Below are 22644 nucleotides of genomic sequence, written 5' to 3'. Positions count from 1 at the left end.
CTTACTAGTTACGCTTCATTACAAACAATGCAAATGCATTTAATAGCCAAGTAATAATAAACAATACTAAACTAAGCGCATAAGCAGCAAGAGTTTGTACACTATTGAAATCCTGATCTCCGGTAAGTAATGTAGCGATCTGCACGGTAATGGTAGTAACTGAATTAAGAGGGTTAAAAGTCAAATTTGCGTTGATTCCCACAGCCATTAGCACAATCATTGTTTCACCTATCACTCTTGAAATTGACAATAAAATTGCACTTAAAATTGTAGGCATTGCATAAGGTATTGTTATATGCCATATAGTTTCCGCTGGAGTTGCACCAAGTGCCATGAAGCCATAACGCAAGCTTTTTGGAACAGATCTTATGGCATCTTCGAGTAAAGAAATAATAAAAGGAAGAATCATTATCCCAATCGATAAACCGGCAACTAAGGCACTTTCTGAGTGTATACTTAAACCAAAAAAATTTGCTACCTGCTTTATAAAGAAAGACAAAAACACAACCGCGAAATATCCATATACAACCGTAGGAATAGCAGACAAAACTTGCAAAGTTGTATTAACAATATAACACACTTTCTCACTCGCATATTCACTAATATATATTGCAGAAAATAAACCAAGCGGAACGACAACTAACATTGCTATAATAGTTATAAGTAATGTACCAACTAAAAGCGGCGCTATACCAAAACATCCTATCTTCTCTTCATTGATAGTGACTACATTGTGGCCCCATTTCAAGCAAAACAAGAATTCTGAAATAGCTACTTTATTAAAAAAACTAATGGATTGAATAAAAATAGACAGCATTATAAATAAAGTGATAAAAAATGATATGGCCAAAGCCACAAATAACGAAAGTTTTATTATCTTATTTCTTTTATTTTTAAAGATAAAAGCAAGCATGAAAAAAAGTAACGCTATAGAAATAAAAGTTACAAAACAATTATTATAGAATACTAACAACCAAGTTAGCATCCATACACAACTAAGATATAGATAAGATTTAACCTTATTTACTTCTTGAAACCTACTAAAACAAAATAAAAGGATTAGTAAGACAGGTATGACTATCACCGAATTCATTCTTCCATGCATCAAATTTTATTCTACGAAAATGTCATACAAGTTCACCATTATTTGACAATAAAGTAAAACAATTTAAAATAAATAATTATATTAATATAAAAACAATGAAGAGAACATTTCAACCAAAAAATTTGATAAGAAAGCGCAGACACGGATTTCGTTCACGTATGGCAACAAGAGCTGGAAGAAAAATCCTTAATAGGCGCCGTTCATTAGGGTGTAACAAATTATGCGCATAGTAAGTATAAAAAAAAAGATTTTTCTTCTGCTTTCAAAAATAAGTTAGCACTCAACAGTCTTTTTTATCGTGGGCTTTATATATCACTGTACGCTATAAAAGAAAGAGAACCTGAAAAGTACATTCATACTATTAGAGTAGGTCTGGCTATCAGTAAAAAAACCGGAAAAGCAGCAAAAAGAAATAAAATAAAAAGGCAACTACGAATGCTTGCTAAAATTAGCATTTTAAATATAAGTAATATAGGGCACTACTACATAATACTAACTCATAGAAACATTATGCAAGCAAGTTATAAAAATTTACAAAAAGATCTAACTATTTGCTTAAAAAAGATAAAATAAAAAAAATCTCAATTAAGGTATTTACAACTATATTTTTTATGATAATATAGGTAAAATTTTTAAAAATAGTTAATGGGTGTGGTGAATGGTAGAGCATATAAAAGAGGTAAATAACACAGGCTTTGGTCAGATGTATCAATTCTTATTTCTTCCTAAAGGAACAGGAACAGATTGGAGGTCAGCATTTCGCCAACAAGAAGAATTATTTAAAAAAGTGGGAAGTAATGTAATATTACCAGAAGTCAGTAATTCTCCTTCAAAAGGGAATCAATTAGGGAAAGTAGGAACAATGCTAAATAATGTAGAAAATGACCAAGAACATATAAGAAAAAAAAGATATCGTAGTTAAAGTAAAAACTTAAAGAATAGTAACAAAACAAGAAAGTTAAAATATAAGTATACCTACTGTCTAATTAACAAAGAAATTTTTATAAACTTGGCGGCGACCTACTCTCCCTTTTCAAGTACCATCAGCGCTAAAAAGTTTCACTTCCGAGTTCGAGATGAGATCGGGTGGTTCATTTTTGCTATAGCCACCAAGTCAATAAAAATTTCTAACTTAACAATTTTAACTTAATATTTAACACTGCATACACACATATAGAAAGCAAATAAATCAATCAGGCTATTAGTACTAGTTAGCTTCACATGTTACCATGCTTCCACACCTAGCCTATCAACGTGGTAGTCTTCCACGGCCTTAATTGGGAAATTTTTTTGAAGAGGGTTTCTTGCTTATATGCTTTCAGCAATTATCCCATCTATACATAGCCACCCAGCGATGCTATTGGCATAACAGCTGGTACACCAGAGGTATATCCATCTCGGTCCTCTCGTACTAGAGTCAGACCTTCTCAAATTTCCTTCACCCACGGCAGATAGAAACCGAACTGTCTCACGACGTTCTAAACCCAACTCACGTATCACTTTAATCGGCGAACAGCCGAACCCTTGGGACCTTCTTCAGCCCCAGGATGTGATGAGTCGACATCGAGGTGCCAAACGGTGTCGTCGCTATGAACGCTCGAACACCATCAGCCTGTTATCCCCGGCGTACCTTTTATCCGTTGAGCGATGACCCTTCCATACAGAATCACCGGATCACTATGACCGACTTTCGTCTCTGCTTGGCTTGTCAGCCTCGCAGTCAGGCAAGCTTATGCCATTATACTATCAAGCTGATTTCCGACCAGCTCTAGCTTACCTTCGCACGCCTCCGTTACTTTTTAGGAGGCGACCGCCCCAGTCAAACTACCCACCATACAATGTCCTAGTTCCAGATAATGAAACATAGTTAGATATCAAAAGTGTAAAGGGTGGTATCTCAAGGTTGACTCCATTATAGCTAGCGCCATAACTTCAAAGTCTCCCACCTATCCTGCACATCACACTTTTAATAGCAATGTAAAGCTATAGTAAAGGTGCACGGGGTCTCTTCGTCTAACCGCGGGTACCCCGCATCTGCACGGGGAATTCAATTTCGCTGAAGTGATGTTGGAGACAGTGGAGAAATCGTTACGCCATTCGTGCGGGTCGGAACTTACCCGACAAGGAATTTCGCTACCTTAGGACCGTCAGTGTTACGGCCGCCGTTTACTGGGGCTTCAATTCGGAGCTTGCACCCTTCCTATTAACCTTCCAGCACCGGGCAGGCGTCAGACCCTATACTTCCACTTACGTGTTTGCAGAGTCCTGTGTTTTTAGTAAACAGTCGCTACTCCCTATTTTGTGCCACCTACTCATAGTTGCCTAAAAGCAGGTTACCCTTCTTCCGAAGTTACAGGTATAATTTGCCGAGTTCCTTCAACATCATTCTTTCAACACCTTAGTATACTCTACTCATCCACCAGTGTCGGTTTGCGGTACGGCCTCATAAATATAAGTGCTATTTCCTGGAGCTTCTTTTAAGCATAGATCAATCCAATAAGATCTATACAAATACGAAACCCGTCACACTTAAGAGGTTTAGGAATATTAACCTAATTGCCATCGACTACTCCTTTACGGACTCGCCTTAGGAACCGACTAACCCTACGCAGATTAACTTAACGTAGGAACCCTTAGATTTTTGGTGAGAGTGTTTTTCACACTCTTTTACGCTACTTATGTCAGCATTCTCACTTCCGATATCTCCAGCAGTTTTCACAAACCACCTTCACAGACTTACGGAACGCTCCGCTACCGCGCCTATTGATCGAAATCAATAAGCACTCACATCTTCGGTATACAGCTTTAGCCCCGATACATTTTCGGCGCAGAAAAACTTATTTAGACAAGTGAGCTGTTACGCTTTCTTTAAAGGATGGCTGCTTCCAAGCCAACCTCCTAGCTGTAATGGTTTTCCTACTTCCTTCCCCACTTAGCTGTAATTTTGGGACCTTAGATAGTGATCTGGGTTGTTTCCCTCTTCACCACGGACTTAGCACCCGTAGTGTGCCTGCTGTATAATTAATTGTTGGTATTCGGAGTTTAGTTAGATTTGGTAAGACGGTGAATCCCCCTAGTCTATCCAGTGCTCTACCCCCAACAACATACATACAACGCTCTACCTAAATAGATTTCGCGGAGAACCAGCTATTTCCAAGTTTGATTGGCCTTTCACCCCTAATCACAACTCATCCAATAATGTTGCAACATTAACTGGTTCGATCCTCCAGTGTGTTTTACCACACCTTCAATCTGGTCATGACTAGATCACTTGGTTTCGGGTCTAATCCATAAAACTAAAACGCCCTATTCAGACTTGCTTTCGCTACGCCTACACCTAACGGCTTAAGCTTGCTTCACAGATTAACTCGCTGACCCATTATGCAAAAGGTACGCTGTCACTCTAAATATCAATAAATTGATATAGAGCTCCAACTGTTTGTAAGCACTTGATTTCAGATTCTATTTCACTCCCCTCCCGGGGTTCTTTTCACCTTTCCCTCACGGTACTTGTTCACTATCGGTCGTTAAGGAGTATTTAGGCTTGGAGGATGGTCCCCCCATATTCAAACAGGATTTCACGTGCCCCGCTCTACTCAAGGATTTAAAAACTTTCTACTTATACAGGACTATCACCTTCTATGGTTACTATTTCCAGAGTATTCTAATTCTTATTCTTAAATCACTAGCCTTTTCCGCTTTCGCTCGTCACTACTAACAGAATCTCGGTTGATTTCTTTTCCTTTGGCTACTTAGATATTTCAGTTCACCAAGTTTGCTTTACATACTTAGTACGTAATAACTAGCTAAACTAGTTGGGTTTCCCCATTCGGAAATCTGCGGATCAAAATTTGTTGACAATTCCCCACAGCTTATCGCAGCCTGCCACGTCCTTCATCGCCTCTTAACGCCAAGGCATCCATCAAGTGCTCTTAATAATTTATTTATCCGACTATATGCAGAATATGCAGAGTTAAATATTATTAAAATTGAATTGAGATTAAATTAATCTCTACCATAAAACTTGTCAAACATCTAAAAACTAAATTAATCTTTTATATGTTATAACCTAATAAATAATATGTCAACGCCTTTTTGCACAAAACATTTACTTATATTATCAACAACAATATACTAGCAATCCTAAACAGTATAATCTGAGAAATATGTGGTAAACTTATATATACAGTAAAAATTAATAAAAAAGATATTTTGTAAGATAAAATGTGTTAAAATCAATTGCCTAAAAATGATAATAAACATTCGGAGTATTTCTAACGTATGAAAAGTAATCTCTCTTTTATAAAAAACGTTGCTTTAAATTGTATGTCTAAGCTCATTGGCGTATTAAATATTAAGAAAGTAAAACACTTCATTGTGAATAAATATAATACTCTTCATAAAGAAATGACAGTGCTTCTTAAAAAATCTAAGAACCTGTTAAACACCAACATTGAAATCGGTTTATATCACTTTTATAAAGGTAGCATATCAGATGCAAAGTTACGATTTTGGTTAATTAGCATATTTTACCCTCATTTACCTATAGTCTGGTATAACATCGGAAGGTGTCATTTTGCGGTAGGGAATACTAACAAAGCTTATAATTATTTAACAAGGGCACTAAAATTAGATAATGACCACGAGGAGGCGTCTTACTATATAAAAAAAATGACAAACTCAGCGCCTATTACAGAATTGCCAAAAAACCTCATAAGACAATATTTTGATTACACAGGTGAATATTTTGTTGAGCATTGGTTGATTGCCAAACAATATAGAGGGCATGAACTTGTACACATGATAATTACAAAAATCTTCAACAACTCCACTTCTGAGCTCAATATACTCGACCTTGGTTGTGGAACTGGAATATGTGGTCATTTCTTGAAAATAAATAGTATTGGAAAACATATAACAGGAATTGACATTTCAAGTAGAATGCTAAATATCGCAAGAGGATGCTTTATAAAAGGTAAGCCTGTTTACAATGAATTAATACATATGGAAATGAAAGAGTTTCTTAAACAAGAGAAAAACCAGCAGTATGATGTAATTATCTTTGCTGAAGTGCTACATTATCTACATGACTTTCAAGAAGAGTTGGAATTAGCAAAAAGATCTACGAGCAAAAAAGGAGTTATTGTATGTTTAATAAGAAGAAAGGAAGGTGAAGGTATTGACTTTGTAAACAAAGGAGACTATTTTCGTCACTCAGAAAGTTATGTTCAACATGTTGCAAAAGAAATAAATATGCAAATAAGTTATATGAGTTACTGTAAAATATATGGCAGTCAGGTTGACGGTATCTTGTTTGCATTACAGCATCAACAAAAAAATCCGAAAAACCTAACTTAAAAATCGCTCAAAATGACTTTTAAGTACCTATATATAATAAAAGAATAAAAGGAACTTTATGAATAACATTACCATTAATTACGCAAAGGACAGCAAATTAACCGACTTTGGAAAAGCAGTTCTATCAGACAGGTATTTAATAGAAAATGAAAGTTATCAAGACCTCTTTGCACGTATTGCTAATTACTATTCTGATAATAAAGAACATGCGCAGCGTCTTTATGACTACATGAGCAACTTGTGGTTCATGCCTTCAACACCAATACTCAGCAATGGTGGCACTAAGAGAGGGTTACCTATCTCTTGCTTTCTTAATGAAACAGAAGACAGCTTGCAGGGAATAGTTGATCTATGGAACGAAAATGTTTGGCTTGCTGCACGTGGAGGAGGCATAGGTAGTTATTGGGGAAATTTACGCTCAATAGGCGAAAGCGTAAAGGGTAGCGGCAAAACATCAGGAATTGTTCCATTTATTGTAGTGCAAAATGCTCTAACACTTGCAATTAGTCAGGGATCCCTAAGGCGAGGAAGTTCAGCAGTCTACCTTCCTGTATCTCATCCGGAGATAGAAGAGTTTCTAGATTTACGCAAGCCAACAGGCGGTGACCCAAATCGCAAAGCGTTAAATATACATCATGCTGTAATAGTAACAGATAAATTTATGCAGGCTGTTGAGAATGATCAAGAATGGAATTTAATAAGCCCTCACAACAATAAGGTTATTTCAACTGTAAAAGCGCGGGATATATGGATCAAAATATTAACAGCAAGAGTTGAAACTGGAGAACCTTACATTATTTTCCTTGATGCAACAAATAACAATAAGCCAGAATCTTACAAAAAGCTCAACTTAGACATCAAGATGTCAAATCTATGCAGTGAAATAACTTTAACCACAGGTTATGATCACCTGAATAAGTCACGCACTGCTGTGTGTTGTCTATCATCCGTAAACCTTGAGTACTACGAAGAATGGAAAGACAATAAACTCTTCATAGAAGATATAATGCGCTTTCTTGATAATGTATTGGAAGATTTCATAAATAAAGCACCGAATGAAATGCAGCGAGCAAAATATTCTGCAGCCAGAGAACGCAGTATTGGTCTTGGTGTGATGGGCTTTCACTCATTTTTACAAAGCAAAATGGTTCCTTTTGAATCAGTAACAGCACAACAATGGAATAAAAAAATATTTAAGTATTTACGCGAGCAAGCAGATATAGTTTCTAAAAAATTAGCAGAAGAAAAGGGAGCATGTTCTGATGCCAAAGAAGTTGATCTAATGGAAAGGTTTACACACAAACTCGCTATTGCTCCTACTGCCTCGATCTCCATTATTGCAGGTAATACCTCCCCTGGAATAGAACCATACGCAGCAAACGTATTCATACAAAAGACACTTACAGGCTCATTTGTAGTGCGAAATAAATTCTTGCAAAAACTATTAGCAGAAAAAAATCAAGACAATGATAAAATATGGTCTTCAATTTCAACAAACGAGGGTTCCGTTCAGCATTTAGATTTTCTTAGTGAGCATGAAAAATTGACATTTAAAACAGCGTACGAGCTTGACCAAAGATGGATTATAGAACATGCAAGTGATAGAACTTCGTATATTTGTCAATCTCAATCAGTAAATCTGTTCTTACCTGCCAACGTACATAAACGTTACTTGCACAAAATACACATGCTTGCTTGGAAAAAAGGATTGAAGAGCTTATATTACTGCAGATCACAATCAATGCAGAGAGCCGATAAGGTCTCGCATGACATATTCAAAAAAAGTGAAATATTGCAACAAAAAACAGATATTGACTACGATGAATGTCTGTCATGCCAATAGCGGCCTTACTCAGAAAAAGTAGAGAGAAAGTTAAGCAAATGGGTAAATAGACTTCTTGCATAACCATATAACGCACTTTTATTGGGAATAGAAACGAAAAAACTTCCTTGACAAACTCCGCCAGCCCTCTTATCATAAAATTGAAGCTATTTATTTATCTTCTCTGTACAGATTAAATGACAAAAAAACTCACGTATCTGGCGTCTCATGTTTAATTTTTTGCACTATGTGCACCTTATGTCTTTATAAAACTTCTACCTACATAAGCTGAAACGCGCTTATAAAGCGTTTAAAACATAAAAAAACGCCAACTTAAAAAATGGATAGTGAATAACTAGCTACCCTAGGGTTTCTTTTGCCTTTTTTTCTGTTTAGTAAATTTCTTAAACATTTATAGCTAAGGTTAGTTGCATTTAAAAGCAGCTGAGTCGCGGTTATTAAGCGTTTAGAATAAAAAAACGCCATACTTGAAAGTATAATGTAAGTAATTAGCCAACTACGGGGCTTCTTTTGCCTTTTTTTTCATTTGGTAAATTTCTTAAATATTTATGGCTAAACGACAATCGTCATCCCGCTACTTGTTAGCGGCCGAGATACCGCGAATGAATCGCGGTATGACGGTTCGCGGTGGCATGACGATAAAGTTTATACCTCGTCATCCCGCTGCTTGTTAGCGGGATCTCTTGTTAGCGGCTGAGATACCGCGAATGAATCGCGGTATGACGGTTCGCGGTGGTATGACGGTTCGTGGCAGCATGAAGATAATCCCGCTACTTGTTAGCGGCTGAGATACTGCGGCGGTATGACGTAGATTGCTGTCATTCCGCTACTAGTTAGCGCCGCAGCGGTATGGTGTAGGAAAATTAGCTATATAGCTAACTTGTACCACGCGTTAAAGCTTTTAAACAGGTCTTGGTTTACTTACCCCATTATTTTCTTTATTATCAGATATCATTTTAAATAATATGGAGGAGCAAATTGTCAGCAATTGCCATTATTGATTTTGGTTCACAGTTTACACAGCTTATCGCAAGACAAGTAAGAGGAATGGGTGTTTATTGTGAGATATTTCCAAGCAACATCAGTTTTGAAACAATATCAAAATTCAATGGGTTTATTCTCTCTGGAGGACCACAATCTGTAAATGATGATTGTTCTGAAACAAGTAGAGTAGTACATGAAATTATAAAACTTAATGAGGCAACAAGCGTTCCTATACTTGGAATATGCTATGGACAGCAACTCATTTGTCATTATTTTGGAGCAAAAGTAAAAGAGAGTTTCAAACAGGAGTTTGGTAGAACTAAAATCAAGATACTAAAAGAATCCCCCATTGTAAAGGATACCTGGGATGTTAATTCTGAAGTGGATGTATTAATGAACCATGCGGACAGTGTTGATACTATACCACAGGGATTTACTGTTATCGCATCAGGTGTGATAAATCAAACAATTGCAATGATTGTCAACGAACAGCGGAAGATTTACTGTACTCAGTTCCATCCTGAGGTTAAGCCCACAACAAATGGCAGTAAATTGCTCTCTAACTTCTTGGATATTGCAAATTGCAAAAGAGACTGGACAATGAAGTCGTTTATTGAGGAGCAAAAGGAAAAAATCAAAAATGTAGTAGGAGAGAAAAAAGTAATCGCTGCAGTAAGTGGTGGGGTTGATTCAAGCGTTGCAGCGGCTCTCACACATAAAGCTATAGGAAAACAATTGAACTGTATTTTTATCGATACTGGGTTGTTACGCAAGAACCAAACCATCGCTATGTTGAAAGAGATTCCGATAAATTACGTTGATAAATCAAATTTATTTTTGAGTAGGTTGAAGGGAATAACTGATCCAGAAGAAAAGCGAAAAATTATCGGTAACACTTTTATTGAAGTGTTTGAAGAAGAAGCAAAAAAAATAGGTGATGTGGATTTTTTGATGCAAGGTACCATCTACTCTGATGTAGTTGAGTCAGGGCATGCCTCAGACAACACTAGTACAATTAAGTCTCACCATAATGTTGGTGGGTTGCCAGAAAAGATGAATCTGAAGTTAGTGGAGCCTTTACGTTACCTCTTTAAAGATGAGGTAAGGCTACTTGGAAAAGAAATTGGGCTTTCAGACGAGATAATATTTCAACATCCATTTCCTGGACCCGGACTTGCAGTGAGGATTATAAGTGAAGTCGATAAAGAAAAGGTGCAAATATTGCAAGAAGTAGATGAAATATATATTAATACGATGAAAAATTACGATCTATATGATAAGATATGGCAAGCTTTTGCTGTATTATTACCAATAAAAACTGTAGGCGTTATGGGAGATGGTCGTACGTATGGATATGTTTGTGCTTTAAGGGCTGTAACATCATCTGATGGTATGACAGCCGATGCATTTCCATTTGAAGATAAGGATCAACACTTGCTAGTATTTTGGGATTTTTTACGCAATGTCGGCAGTATAATTGTTAATAATGTTCCCGGAGTAAATAGAGTTGTTTATGATATCACTTCTAAACCACCCGCAACTATTGAGTGGGAGTAAATCAAAAAGATCCCGCTGCTTGTTAGCTGGATCTAGAGATACCGCGAATGAATCGCGGTATGACGGTTAATTTTCTTTATTTTGCTTATAATTTCCACAAGCAGTGCAAACATAAATGAAGAATACAAATATCCTTTTGGTAATTCTATATGAAATCCATGAAGTATGAGGTACACACCGACAAGTAAAACAAATAAAATGGCGATTATTTTTAACCCTGGGTTAGATTTGATTAACTGGGCGGTATAACTTGATAAAAACAGCATTGCTAGCATGGAAAATGTAAATGCTGTAGCAATTATTACCATGTTATAAGTTAGTGCTATAGCAGTTAATATCGAATCAACCGAAAAAACTAAATCTATTAATATAATTTGTAGCACAACTAAAAAAAATTTTGATTTAACGTTTGCTTTCTTTTTATTTTTCTTACATACAAAGATGTCATCCCGTAACTCCATAGAGCTCTTAACAATAAGGAATAATCCCCCTGCGATCATAAGTAAATCCCTTGCTGATGCAGTGTGAAATATAGGTTTTTGCATTGATAATATAGATGATGTAAAAAATAGTATTACAAAACGCATTAATAGTGCTAATCCAAGGCCCATAAGGCGCACTCTTTCTCTCAGCGCATTTGGTACCTTATCTATTGCTAGAGAAATAAAGATTAAATTGTCTACACTAAGTATAGTTTCAAGTAGTGTAAGTGTCAGTAAAGTCCAAGCATCAGTTAGCATTTTTGTTTCAAATTCGGTTCTTCTTACTCTACAATAGATGTGTAAAAATTAAGTGACTTCACTCAGAAGTTTTATAGCAGTTCTCCAGAAAAACAGGATATATAAAGTTCAGCAGCTTCTTCTATTTTCGTTTTTGAGCAAAATCAATAATAAGAGAGTTTCTTATTTTCATGCACGCAAATAAGATAAAGCCTTATTTTCATTTTTGACTTTATTTGAAAATAATATATACTATAAAAATAGTGTACTAGGTTGAATGAATGTATATTAAAGGATCACCATCAGGCAAAGTATTCGCTGGTTATCAGGCATTTATACCAAGCCCCTTGCCACCAAAATTTGAATGGGACAATGATTTAGTGAATAGTCTTTAAACCCTTACTTTACTATAAGGAAAGTGGTTGAAAACTTAGGTGTCGTATTTACAACAGCCCAAAGAGCAATCGTAAAGCTTGAAGATTTAGGCATCGTTTCACAAACTTCTCAAGGAAAGAGAGATCGGGTTTATTGTGCAACTGATATTTTGAATATTCTAGAAGAACCAACTAAGATTACAGAGAACTTCGATAGCACATTGTAGCTATTGTAATGAATAAATTCAGCAAACAGCAAGCTTAAAGAGTCTGATCCAATGGACATGCTGAACAAAAAGTAAGGAGCTCCTTTTGGAGGATTATATTAACTTATTAATTAATTGCTTGACTTTTAGCAGGATTTATTATATTATTTATTAATGAGTAATGCAATCAAACCAAGGAGGATAGCATGATAAATAATTTGGATTCAATAATTCTTGGAATAAAAGATGGTGAAAAGGCGATTGAAGATTTAAGGGTTGTTCTTAAAAAAAGAAAAGAAGAAGTTATTACTACACAGACATTTAATTACGCTTTACAATGCCCACAAACTACAAAGGAAGCGATAGTACACGAAATTCTGCTTCATTTTATACAAAATCCTGGCGAGCAATCACTAGAACAAGTAATACAATACTTAGATGGAGCAATACAATCTAGGATATATGCAAAAAACAACCCAATAAGAAATCTAGATGAAGAATTTCGTACTCATATAAACTTTAAAGATGAAGAGGGAAATACATTACTACATCATGCAGTTATAGGTAATAAAACTGAAGAAATAACCACCCTGCTTGTTACATATAGTGCAAATCCTTTGATACAAAACGCGGATAATAAAGTTCCTTCAGATTTAGCTCAAGGAAAAACAAAAGAAGTGCTTATTAAAAGTATGAAAAAACAAGCTAATACGAAAAAAGAAAGCGCTATGGTAGGCAGTTTGGTGCCTGGCGTAATAATTGGTGGTTTTCTTGGTGTTGTACTTGGAGCTGGTGTGTGTGTTGCAGTAAGTCTTTCTGGTGGTATGATACTAGGTGTAATGATAGCATCTTCTCTTGTTGCTAGTATAGCTATTGGACTGGCCATGTATTTTTTGAGTCAAGACTATGAACAGGCTAAAGCGATAGAAAAAACTATTAGCACTGTTAGCTCTGAAATATCTGTTGATGATACAACTGTCGCAAATGGTAAAAAGGGGCCACAACTTACATAGAAAAAGCTATAGTATTTTTCAAACTAAATAATAAACCTTGTAATTAGGATATTCTGGATTCCAGCGTCACGCGCTGGAATGACAACTGTGTTTTTGTTTTTTTGTCATCAAATACTCCTACTCTTTATGTCATCCAAGTGTCCTGACTACTTGGATCCAAGAAATTTAATTGTTTTAAATTTTCCCCTCTATACACCTATTTAAAATTTATGTTATTCACATGTGCAATATAATCTATAATAACGTTTATCAATACAATATATTAAAAAATATTATGAGCTTCGTAAAAGAAAAAAACACCCCTGTGATGGAGCAGTATTTGAACCTGAAAGCTCAATACAAAGATCATCTGCTATTTTATAGGCTAGGAGATTTTTATGAATTGTTTTTCGATGATGCTATTAAAGCTGCGAAATTGCTGAATATAGTGCTCACTAAGAGAGGTAATTCGTGTGGGCAAGAAATACCAATGTGTGGAGTGCCAGCACACAGTAGTGAATCTTACCTGCACAAGCTAATAGATTTAGGATTCAAAGTAGCAATCTGTGATCAATTAGAAACTGCTGATGAAGCAAAAAAGAGGGGCTATAAATCCATAGTAAAACGTGATGTAGTGCGAGTTGTAACTCCAGGTACAATTATAGAAGATTCACTACTGGAGGATAAAAGCAATAATTATCTCGCATCCATAGTTGAACAAAATGACGAATATGCTATTAGTTGGCTTGAATTATCGACGGGAAAATTTTTTCACACTTTAACGAGTTTGAAAGCTCTAGATAGTGATTTATTGCGTATATCACCAAGAGAATTATTAATTTCTGAAAAATTCACTGAGGATGAAAAAATTAGATCGATTTTAAAAAATTATAAAATATCAATTACGCAACACGCACAGAGCTTTTTTGAGTATAGTAAATCTCACAGAACATTATGCGAGTTTTATAAAATCAGGGAACTTGGGAGTATAGGAAATTTCAGCAAAGTAGAAATCATGGCGTGTGGTGCACTGCTTGAATATGTCAGAGTAACACAAAGGGGCTCTATTCCAAGGCTTGAATTCCCAAAAACCTATAAGCAACAAAATTTCATGCTTATTGATACTTCAGCAAGGAGAAATCTTGAGTTGTTTTCAACTCAATTTGGTGAAAAGAAAGGTTCACTAATTTCAGTTATTGATCATACAGTTACAGCTTCTGGTGGACGCCTGCTCAAACAAATGCTCGCTTCACCCCTTGCTTGCTCCAAGGCAATCAATTTGAGGCTCAGCACCGCTCAATTTTTTGTAAATAATCATGATTCACGCAGAAAAATACGAGAGATATTATCTAACATTCCGGATATTGAAAGGTCTTTATCGCGCTTAATACTAGGGCGTGGTTCACCAAAGGATATGAACCTATTGAAAATAGGCCTAGGAAAGACTTTAGAATTGTCTGAGTTCTTATGTAAAATTGAATCAGGTGAAAATGGATCTCTCCCACAACAATATGTCATCCAAACTGAGATCCAGCCAGCGTCACGCGCTGGAATAACAGTAAAATCAGACGAGAGTGAACTAAGCACAATACATAAAAGCCTTGGCAATCATAAAGACCTATTTGAACTGTTAAATAGTGCTATACTCGATAATAACCTCAGTTCCGTGAAAGAAGGAGGATTTATTCACTCAAAATACAACTCAGAATTATCTGAGTTATCTTATATATTGAACAACAGTAACAAGTTGGTAACTAAGCTCCGTGAATCTTATCGCGATCTTACTGGCATTGCCGCACTCAAAATATTACACAACAACATACTTGGTTATTACGTTGAAGTGTCGGCAAATCACAAAATAACTTCGGATATATTTATTCATAGGCAAAGCTTAGCAAATAGCATGCGCTACACTACTAATGAATTGAAAGAACTAGAAAATAAAATTCTTACGGCACGTGATGCTGCAATCGGCTTAGAAATGAAAATTTTTAGTGAACTGTGTAGTGAAGTCGCTAAAGAATCTGAAAAAATTGCTCTTGCTGCAAATGCTTTGGCAAAACTTGATATTAGAACCGCATTTGCAGAGCTTGCAGTGCAAAATAATTACGTAAAACCCATTATTGATGACAGCAAAGAGTTCAATATCTGTAGCGGAAGACATCCAGTGGTTGAAGTTAACGATAAATTCATTGCAAATAGCATCAATCTAGCTGGTATACATCTAATTACTGGTCCTAATATGGCTGGAAAAAGCACTTTCTTGAGGCAAAACGCTCTCATTGCAATTTTAGCTCACATGGGGTCATTTGTGCCAGCAGAGAGTGCACATATTGGAGTGATTGACAAGATATTCAGCAGGGTTGGCGCAACGGATAATATAACAGCTGGTTATTCTACCTTCATGGTAGAGATGATCGAAACAGCAACGATAGTAAATCAGGCAACGGACCGTTCCTTGGTGATACTTGATGAAATTGGTAGGGGCACAGGGGTGTATGATGGATTATCTATTGCACAGGCGGTGATTGAACATATTCACAATGTAAATAAGTGCCGCGCCATTTTTGCAACTCATTATCATGAATTAACTAAAGTAAGCAAATACTTGAAGAACGTGAAATGTTTTTGTGTAAAAATAAGAGAGTGGAACGGAGAGGTTATTTTTCTACATGAAGTAATTGAAGGCATTGCAGATGAGTCATATGGAATACATGTAGCAAAACTTGCTGGTTTTCCTGATTCTGTTTTAAATAGAGCAAGTGAAGTGTTTGAGGAGCTGAAGGCTTGAATCATTATTATAAGTGAAGAATTACCTATACAATCGTGGTAGTAGCTATAGAAACGAAAAACTTACTTGACACCCTTCGCCAGCGCCCTTATCATGATAGTGAAGCTATTGTATTTGCTTTCGCCAATCTGCAGATTAAAAGGTAAGGATTACTTAATGTATCGGCGTCTTATGTTCAATTTTTTGCAGTATATAGATACTGTATGTCTTTACAAAACTTCATCTACATCTAGATTTTTATCTAAATAAGCTGAACGTGCTTATAAAGCGTTACAAGACATCAAAAAATGCCAATACTCGACAGAGATAGTAAAAGACTAGCTAACTCGGGGATTCTTTGTCTTTTTTTCTGCTTAGTAAATTTCTTAAACATTTGCAGCGTAAGTTAGTTGCAATTAAAAGCAGCTTAATCTTGCTTGTCAAGCGTTTAAAACATAAAAAACGCCAATATTTTAAAGCGGATAATAACCCCAGGGCTTCTTTTGCCTTTTTTTTTTATTTGGTAAATTTCTTAATATTTATAGCTAAACGACAATCGTCATCCCGCTACTTGTTAGCGGGATCTAGAGATACCGCGGCGGTATGACGTAGGACTGCTGTCATCCCAGTGCTCCTTTTTTTGTCATCCCAGTCTGGGATCTATTTTGCATGTAACTCCAATTGTGTTTTGGCATAAAACGCGACGCGTATTAGACTTATTTGCAAGCAAAGCTTGCTAGATCCAAGTAGTCAGGGCACTGGGATGACAGGAGAAGGAAGCACTGGGATTGGGATGGAAAAGGCTATTTGTGTGATGCCAATGAGTGATAGAAAGTTCTGCAAGAAGTCATTAATTGCAAAAATTTAATATAAATTATAAAATAAATCCACTGAATAAAAAATATATGCTAATTAGTACAACATCAGAACTGGAGAATACATGTGAAGAGTTAATAGCAAAAAAGCCGAAATTTATAGCAGTTGACACGGAGTTCATTAGAAATAATTTAATCTACTACCCAAAATTATCGTTAATTCAAATTTCTTACGGAGAGAAGAGTTTTATTGTAGACGCATTAGTGCCAGAAATTGATTTATCATTCATTAAGAAAATAATGCTAAATCAGGGGATAACCAAAGTGTTTCATAGCTGCCGGCAGGATATAGAATCCTTACTCACTGTGTTTAAATGTATTCCCACTCCCATTTTTGATACCCAAGTTGCTGCTATGTTTTGTCATTATTATCATGACTTTATTGGTTACTCAAAAGTAGTGGAGCAATATCAAGGAATAGCACTGGATAAAATTAAAGCTAAAAATTCAGATTGGTTAAGGCGTCCGTTGTCCGAAGATCAGTTAGATTATGCAGTAAACGACGTGGTACACCTATATGACCTATACCAAATATTGTGCAATAAACTTGAAGAAAATAATAGGATGGGTTGGTTTCAAGAAGAGATGGAATCAATAGTTGATATAAATAAGTATTTACATAGCCCAAAAGATGCATGGAAGAGGATTAAATTTAATTATGAAGTAAATCCAAGATTGATACTAACTGTTAAAGCAGTTAGTGAGTGGCAAGAAACCTTAGCACAGCGCTATAATATGAACCGTAATAAAATAATCAATAATGCTGTAATAGCTGATTTTATTGAAAAAAATGTAGAGCATGTTGATGAGATTTTAGATGATCTCAAGAGGAATACAAAAAATATAAAAGATGCGGATTTACTAGAGTTTGTGAATATTTTTAATGAAAATGAGAGAAATTGGATGCAGCAAAACAACACCTTATCGAGTAATTATGACAAATCTGTACTTGATATACTCTCAATTATTTTAGATAGTAAATGTAAAGAAAGTAACATATCAAGGAAATTAGTTTCTTCAAAAGATGAGTTAACCGGGTCAATATCTGGACAGACAGATAAATTATTCAAGGGATGGAGATATGATTTTTTTGGCAGGTCAGTTGAATCATTTTTGAACACAAGCTCAAAATTTGAGATTTCAGCAGTGAAATCCGCAAATAATATAACCAAAATTCAGAGTAATTTAGTGGAGAATAACTGTTGCTAAAGTAACTTAGATTTATCGACAATCGTCATCCCGCTACGTGTTAGTGGCTAAGAGATACCGCGGCGGTATGACGGTTAAGTAGGGTGTTATCCAAGTAGCCCTGACTACTTGGATCCAGGAAAATTGATTGTGCACTATACAACATAAAAGCTAGATTCCAGACTGGAATAACACCACCTACAAATTGCAATGTTCGTATAGTTATGTGCTTGACACTGAGATCTAGAAAATCTAGTTAATATATATAGAGAAACCTTAGCTATAGTTTCAAAAGAAGTCGAATGTATTTTGTTATATGATTATAAGTCTAACAGGCGGAATTGGGGTAGGAAAGAGCTTTGTAGCTAATTGCTTTCAAGAGTTTGGTGCTGTTGTATTTGATGCTGATTCTGTTGTACACCAACTTTATAAAGTGGATAAAAGCATAATAAGTTATGCAGAGAAAAATTTTCCTGGAGTGGTAGTAAATGGTGAAATAGATAGAACAGTACTGTCTAAATATTTCTTAGCCTATGATGAAAATTGGAAACAATTTCAATCTTTGGTTCACTCTGCTGTGCTGCGTGAATTAGAATTTTTTATTGCCAAGGAAAAAAAGATCGATAGAAAACTTTTAGTTTTAGATGTGCCACTTCTATTAGAAACAAAATTTTATTTATATTGCGACCTTATTGTTTTTGTTCATGCAGATAGCGTTGTGCAAGCTCAAAGACTTAACGAACGCAACATAGATAAAGAAAAGCTTAATCTAATCTCCGATGTTCAGTTATCTATTGAGGAGAAAAGGAAGATGAGTGACTTTATTATCGATACCAGTGTAAGCAAAGAGTATGTTTTTTCTCAAGTAAAAGATATAGTGGATTCATTAAACCTAAACACGTAGCTCTACGTCATACCGCCGCGGTATCTCTAGATCCCGCTAACAAGCAGCGGGATGACGGTTGTCAGGATCCCAGCAGCCTCCCTCCCCTGTCATCCAAGTAGCCCCCTATGGTGTCATCCAAGTAGCCCAGACTACTTGGATCCAGGAAAATTGATTGTGCACTATAGCAACATTTTTGATCAAAAACTGGATTCCAGTGTCAAGCACTGGAATGACACCCTTCCGATGGTAACTGCTCTCAAACTACAACAGCATGAGTAGCTACAGAAGCTTTAATGATACAAGAAAAAATAAACAGCTATCATTTTTTTAGTAATTAAGTAAAATAGAGTGAAAGATTGCGAGGAAGTTTTGAAAAATAAGATAAAAAAGATAGTAATTTCAGGAAAGGAAGTGTGGCCAATCATCGAAGGTGGTAAAGGCATTGCAGTTAGTGATAGGAGATCAAGCGGAGCATTTGCTGCAGCAGATGCTGTGGGTACATTTTCTGGTGCAAATGCTAAGCTTATTGATGATAATGGCGAGTTAGTGCCACTAATTTATAAAGGCAAAACAAGAAATGAAAAGCATAGTGAATTGATTGAGTATAGTATTGAAGCTGGAATTAGTCAGGCAAGAATAGCAAATGAAATATCAAAAGGTCATGGAAGAATACACATGAATGTACTTTGGGAGATGGGAGCAGCAGAACGCGTACTTCATGGCATATTAGAAGGAGCGAAAGGTTTGATTCATGGTATTACCTGCGGTGCTGGTATGCCTTATAGGCTTGGAGAAATTGCAGCTAAATATCAGGTTTATTATTACCCTATTATCTCATCGGTGCGTGCTTTTAAAGCATTATGGAAGCGTGCTTACCAAAGAATATCTTCCTATTTGCTTGGTGGAGTAGTGTATGAAGATCCATGGCTTGCTGGAGGGCACAATGGACTGAGTAACAGTGAAGACCCAGAGCTACCACAGGCTCCATTTGAAAGAGTTGCAGAGCTTAGATCTTTCATGAACGAGATCGGTCTTTCAGAAACACCAATTGTTATGGCAGGAGGAGTGTGGCATTTGAAAGATTGGGAACATTGGTTTGACAATCTGCAAATTGGACCAATAGCTTTTCAGTTTGGCACTCGTCCACTTTTGACGAAAGAAAGCCCAATTTCTGCAGAGTGGAAAAAGAAGCTACTCACTTTAGAAGAAGGTGATGTATTTTTAAATAAATTCAGTCCAACAGGGTTTTACTCATCTGCGGTGAGGAATAATTTTATACGTGAGTTACAGGAACGAAAATTACATCAAGTAAATTTTTCAGAAAATGCCAGCGAAGAATCCAATAGTGAATTTGCAATGGGTAGCAGAGGTAGGAAGATCTACCTTACTGCAAAAGACAAAGAACTGGCAAATACATGGACTAAAGCAGGGTACACAGAAGCAATGAAAACCCCAGATTCAACTGTTATTTTTGTGACACCAGATAAATTTAAACAAATAAGAGAAGATCAAATCAATTGTATGGGATGTTTGAGCCATTGTTTGTTTAGCAATTGGAAAGATCATGGTGACCATTCAACAGGACGAAAGCCAGATCCGCGTAGTTTTTGCATACAAAAAACACTGCAAAACGTTATACACGATGGTGATATTGAGAACGAACTCATGTTTTCCGGGCACAATGTGTACAAATTTAAGCAAGATCCATTTTATGAGAATGGCTACGTACCGGCAGTAAAAGAACTGGTGGAAAGGATATTGACTGGGTATTGAGTCAGTGACCTTACCCAGAAAAAGTGGAGAGAAAGTGTGGAATGTTTTTTACAAAAAGAATGATGCATCAAATTGTTCTGGAATGCAATAGTTAATAGTGACGTTGTTTGTTATAAAAAATTTCTATGTATTCAAATATTGCAGTTCTAGTTTGTTGAGCAGAGTGTTGTGAAGTATCAATAAGTATTTCTCTTTTCAATGAGCTAAAGAAGCTTTCTGCAACAGAATTGTCGTAACAACAGCCTTTATTACTCATCTATATTCTTTACAGCTAAGAGATATTGATACCCTTGCGCAGTATATTGTGAACCTTGGTCACTGTGCAGCAGTAGATTTTTAACAGGTTTACGCCTATTAATGGCCATTAATAAAGAGTTCATAACCAATTGTTTATTTATTGCACTACTCATTAACTACCATACGTGAGAATTATTGCTGCCAAATATAGCCATCCCTCCTTGGTTTTGATGTAAGTAATCCCATACTTTATTTGGTTGATCAACAATAAAGTTTTGATCTAGTATATTGGGAGCTACAGCTCTATTATCTGTTTGTTGTTTTTTAATTTTAAACTTTCTTCTCAGTATAGCCCTGATGTCATTTTTCTGCATAATACTTTGCACCGTTTTCAAATTGCAACTTTTACCCAAAGCCTTCAATTCAGCATGAATTTTAGGAGCTCCATATCTACATTTAGAAACTTGATATATTTTTTGAATAGCTGCGAGTAGCTCTTTATTTGCTGATTCTCTACTGCTTATTTTTCTTGTGGTCCACTTATAGTAGCCACTAGCAGAAAATCCTACATAATTCCTGTACTTTATAGCAGTTACTATATAAAAAAATATTTTACTCTTTTTGACTGGCCAGGGCTTTTTTTTAAATGTCTCTTTCCCTTGTTACTCTTGCTTTGTAAATCAAACCTCTCTTTGTCATAAGGTGCTACATCTGGAAATGCATTTGCCGCCGACTTTTTTTCGTTGTGTTTCTTTATCCATTTTCCTAATAAACCACCCTTTATTCCTAAATCTCTTGCTATTTTTGTAATTGTTTGACCTGCCTTTCTTTGTTCATTTGCCAGTTTAACAGCTTCCAATTTGAATTCTGCCGTATATTCTCTTACCATTTCTAATCCTCCAAAATTTTATTTTACCCAAAAAAACTCTTTTCTTTCTCTCCACTTTTTCTGGGTAAGGTCAGTCTTTAGGCACCCAAACAAAGGGAAATGCTGGATAAAAAGAAAATACTTTAAAAAGTATAATAACGATAACTGGCGTTTTATGACAAGTAACAAGATACATTTTATTATACACAGCGATCATGTTATTAAACGACATATCAAAGTGCAAAAAACCAGATCTCCATATGATGGTGATTGGGTTTATTGGGGTAAACGTCTGAGAAAAATACCAGATAAGCCATTAAGAGTAATAAAACTATTGAAGTTACAACAAAGTAAATGTGATAATTGTAGACTATGGTTTAAAAGTGATGATACAATAGAAATACATCACAAAGACCGGAATAGACGAAACAACATGATCAAAAACTTATCTTTGTTACATGGACATTGTCACGATGAATTACACAGGAGGTGTGCATGAAAAGCTCCAAATTGGAGAGAAGCCGTATGAGGCGCAAAGTCTCACGTACGGTTTTGAAGTCGAGTGAGGAGGGGCGACCTTCTTCACTTATACAACAATATGCAGATGAAACTACGGAAGAAGACTTAAGGAAAATAGCAGAAAAAGCACCAATAATAAAGTTAGCCTACGATGAATTAGACAGGTTTAGCTGGAATGAAAAAGATTTAGTAGCATATGAAGAAAGAATAATGGATCTGCGGAAAGAAGAAGGCATCCTCGCTAAAAAACTTGATGAGGGAAAGATTGAAGGAAAGATTGAAGTAGCAAAAAACCTACTTAAGGCTGACATCTCTATTGATATTATCTCTCAGACAACCGGCCTTCCTCAAGCTGAGATTAAACGACTTCAGGAAGAAATCACCTAAAAG

At 35.9% G+C, this 22644-nt stretch carries 15 protein-coding genes, 2 rRNA genes and 3 pseudogenes; 15 read left to right on the top strand and 5 right to left on the bottom strand.

Features of this window, described 5'->3' with window-relative positions:
* Positions 1-4 precede the first annotated feature (4 nt).
* A complete protein-coding gene (pstC, locus tag L0Z58_RS00975) occupies positions 5-1093 on the bottom strand; it encodes a phosphate ABC transporter permease subunit PstC (protein ID WP_038228098.1) in 1089 nt (362 codons plus the stop codon).
* Between the two features lie 107 nt (positions 1094-1200).
* Between pstC and rpmH the strand changes: the two genes are divergently transcribed.
* The 3 genes and pseudogenes from rpmH (at position 1201) to L0Z58_RS00960 (ending at position 2027) form a co-directional block, all read left to right on the top strand.
* The gene (rpmH, locus tag L0Z58_RS00970) at positions 1201-1335 is read left to right on the top strand and encodes a 50S ribosomal protein L34 (RefSeq protein ID WP_006279898.1); all 135 of its coding nucleotides are present in this window, start codon (positions 1201-1203) and stop codon (positions 1333-1335) included.
* 19 nt (positions 1336-1354) lie between these two features.
* Positions 1355-1678: pseudogene (gene rnpA / locus L0Z58_RS00965) on the top strand (ribonuclease P protein component); the annotation flags it as partial.
* A gap of 85 nt (positions 1679-1763) precedes the next feature.
* Complete coding sequence (locus tag L0Z58_RS00960) at positions 1764-2027, top strand: hypothetical protein (RefSeq protein ID WP_010962430.1); 264 nt, start codon at positions 1764-1766, stop codon at positions 2025-2027.
* An 85-nt stretch (positions 2028-2112) separates the two neighbouring features.
* Here the strand turns inward: L0Z58_RS00960 and rrf are convergent.
* Positions 2113-2219 (bottom strand): 5S ribosomal RNA (rrf, locus tag L0Z58_RS00955).
* A 66-nt stretch (positions 2220-2285) separates the two neighbouring features.
* Positions 2286-5051, bottom strand: a 23S ribosomal RNA gene (locus L0Z58_RS00950).
* 335 nt (positions 5052-5386) lie between these two features.
* Between L0Z58_RS00950 and L0Z58_RS00945 the strand changes: the two genes are divergently transcribed.
* The 3 genes from L0Z58_RS00945 to guaA all read left to right on the top strand — a co-directional run bounded on the left by L0Z58_RS00945 (position 5387) and on the right by guaA (position 10847).
* A complete protein-coding gene (locus tag L0Z58_RS00945) occupies positions 5387-6463 on the top strand; it encodes a methyltransferase domain-containing protein (RefSeq protein ID WP_010962429.1) in 1077 nt (358 codons plus the stop codon).
* A 58-nt stretch (positions 6464-6521) separates the two neighbouring features.
* Complete coding sequence (locus tag L0Z58_RS00940; RefSeq protein ID WP_006280151.1) at positions 6522-8306, top strand: ribonucleoside-diphosphate reductase subunit alpha; 1785 nt, start codon at positions 6522-6524, stop codon at positions 8304-8306.
* Positions 8307-9284: 978 nt separating this feature from the next.
* Complete coding sequence (gene guaA / locus L0Z58_RS00935) at positions 9285-10847, top strand: glutamine-hydrolyzing GMP synthase (RefSeq protein WP_010962427.1); 1563 nt, start codon at positions 9285-9287, stop codon at positions 10845-10847.
* 32 nt (positions 10848-10879) lie between these two features.
* Here the strand turns inward: guaA and L0Z58_RS00930 are convergent, their stop codons facing one another.
* Positions 10880-11587 carry a TerC family protein gene (locus L0Z58_RS00930; protein ID WP_010082284.1) on the bottom strand — a complete coding sequence of 236 codons (708 nt, stop codon included), beginning with the start codon at positions 11585-11587 and terminating at the stop codon, positions 10880-10882.
* A gap of 397 nt (positions 11588-11984) precedes the next feature.
* Between L0Z58_RS00930 and L0Z58_RS00925 the strand changes: the two genes are divergently transcribed.
* From L0Z58_RS00925 to L0Z58_RS00895, 7 genes are all read left to right on the top strand, one after another.
* Complete coding sequence (locus L0Z58_RS00925; RefSeq protein WP_006279522.1) at positions 11985-12167, top strand: hypothetical protein; 183 nt, start codon at positions 11985-11987, stop codon at positions 12165-12167.
* Between the two features lie 185 nt (positions 12168-12352).
* Positions 12353-13159: an ankyrin repeat domain-containing protein gene (locus L0Z58_RS00920; protein ID WP_010962425.1), complete on the top strand. Its 807-nt coding sequence runs from the start codon at positions 12353-12355 to the stop codon at positions 13157-13159.
* 274 nt (positions 13160-13433) lie between these two features.
* On the top strand, positions 13434-15929 hold the full coding sequence (gene mutS / locus L0Z58_RS00915; protein ID WP_041580618.1) for a DNA mismatch repair protein MutS: 2496 nt from the start codon (positions 13434-13436) through the stop codon (positions 15927-15929).
* Between the two features lie 884 nt (positions 15930-16813).
* A complete protein-coding gene (locus L0Z58_RS00910; RefSeq protein ID WP_010962422.1) occupies positions 16814-17992 on the top strand; it encodes a ribonuclease D in 1179 nt (392 codons plus the stop codon).
* Positions 17993-18287: 295 nt separating this feature from the next.
* Entirely contained in the window at positions 18288-18875 is a 588-nt protein-coding gene (gene coaE / locus L0Z58_RS00905) for a dephospho-CoA kinase (RefSeq protein WP_006280338.1), read from the top strand.
* A 51-nt stretch (positions 18876-18926) separates the two neighbouring features.
* Positions 18927-19136: a hypothetical protein gene (locus tag L0Z58_RS06880; protein ID WP_010962421.1), complete on the top strand. Its 210-nt coding sequence runs from the start codon at positions 18927-18929 to the stop codon at positions 19134-19136.
* Positions 19137-19226: 90 nt separating this feature from the next.
* Positions 19227-20630, top strand: coding sequence for an NAD(P)H-dependent flavin oxidoreductase (locus tag L0Z58_RS00895; protein ID WP_022626217.1), 1404 nt, complete (start codon positions 19227-19229; stop codon positions 20628-20630).
* 48 nt (positions 20631-20678) lie between these two features.
* Here the strand turns inward: L0Z58_RS00895 and L0Z58_RS06970 are convergent.
* Positions 20679-21756: pseudogene (locus L0Z58_RS06970) on the bottom strand (IS3 family transposase).
* 154 nt (positions 21757-21910) lie between these two features.
* On the opposite strand from L0Z58_RS06970, the gene L0Z58_RS00870 reads away from it, so the two are divergent.
* Both L0Z58_RS00870 and L0Z58_RS00865 read left to right on the top strand, forming a co-directional pair.
* The gene (locus tag L0Z58_RS00870) at positions 21911-22234 is read left to right on the top strand and encodes an HNH endonuclease (RefSeq protein ID WP_022626216.1); all 324 of its coding nucleotides are present in this window, start codon (positions 21911-21913) and stop codon (positions 22232-22234) included.
* A 95-nt stretch (positions 22235-22329) separates the two neighbouring features.
* Positions 22330-22641, top strand: a pseudogene (locus L0Z58_RS00865) (nuclease/transposase family protein); the annotation flags it as partial.
* Between the last annotated feature and the right edge of the window lie 3 nt (positions 22642-22644).

This window comes from Wolbachia endosymbiont of Aedes aegypti, assembly GCF_021496215.1.
GTDB classification, from domain to species: Bacteria; Pseudomonadota; Alphaproteobacteria; order Rickettsiales; family Anaplasmataceae; genus Wolbachia; species Wolbachia pipientis.
Note: the sequence above shows the minus strand (reverse complement) of the source record. Positions and strands in the feature narration are given on the sequence as shown.

Excerpts from the sequence above, each read along its gene's own strand:
- pstC (WP_038228098.1), bottom strand. The coding sequence starts at position 1,093 with ATGAATTCGGTGATAGTCATACCTGTCTTACTAATCCTTTTATTTTGT.
- rpmH (WP_006279898.1), top strand. The coding sequence starts at position 1,201 with ATGAAGAGAACATTTCAACCAAAAAATTTGATAAGAAAGCGCAGACAC.
- L0Z58_RS00960 (WP_010962430.1), top strand. The coding sequence starts at position 1,764 with ATGGTAGAGCATATAAAAGAGGTAAATAACACAGGCTTTGGTCAGATG.
- L0Z58_RS00945 (WP_010962429.1), top strand. The coding sequence starts at position 5,387 with ATGAAAAGTAATCTCTCTTTTATAAAAAACGTTGCTTTAAATTGTATG.
- L0Z58_RS00940 (WP_006280151.1), top strand. The coding sequence starts at position 6,522 with ATGAATAACATTACCATTAATTACGCAAAGGACAGCAAATTAACCGAC.
- L0Z58_RS00930 (WP_010082284.1), bottom strand. The coding sequence starts at position 11,587 with ATGCTAACTGATGCTTGGACTTTACTGACACTTACACTACTTGAAACT.
- L0Z58_RS00920 (WP_010962425.1), top strand. The coding sequence starts at position 12,353 with ATGATAAATAATTTGGATTCAATAATTCTTGGAATAAAAGATGGTGAA.
- mutS (WP_041580618.1), top strand. The coding sequence starts at position 13,434 with ATGAGCTTCGTAAAAGAAAAAAACACCCCTGTGATGGAGCAGTATTTG.
- L0Z58_RS00910 (WP_010962422.1), top strand. The coding sequence starts at position 16,814 with ATGCTAATTAGTACAACATCAGAACTGGAGAATACATGTGAAGAGTTA.
- coaE (WP_006280338.1), top strand. The coding sequence starts at position 18,288 with ATGATTATAAGTCTAACAGGCGGAATTGGGGTAGGAAAGAGCTTTGTA.
- L0Z58_RS06880 (WP_010962421.1), top strand. The coding sequence starts at position 18,927 with ATGACGGTTGTCAGGATCCCAGCAGCCTCCCTCCCCTGTCATCCAAGT.
- L0Z58_RS00870 (WP_022626216.1), top strand. The coding sequence starts at position 21,911 with ATGACAAGTAACAAGATACATTTTATTATACACAGCGATCATGTTATT.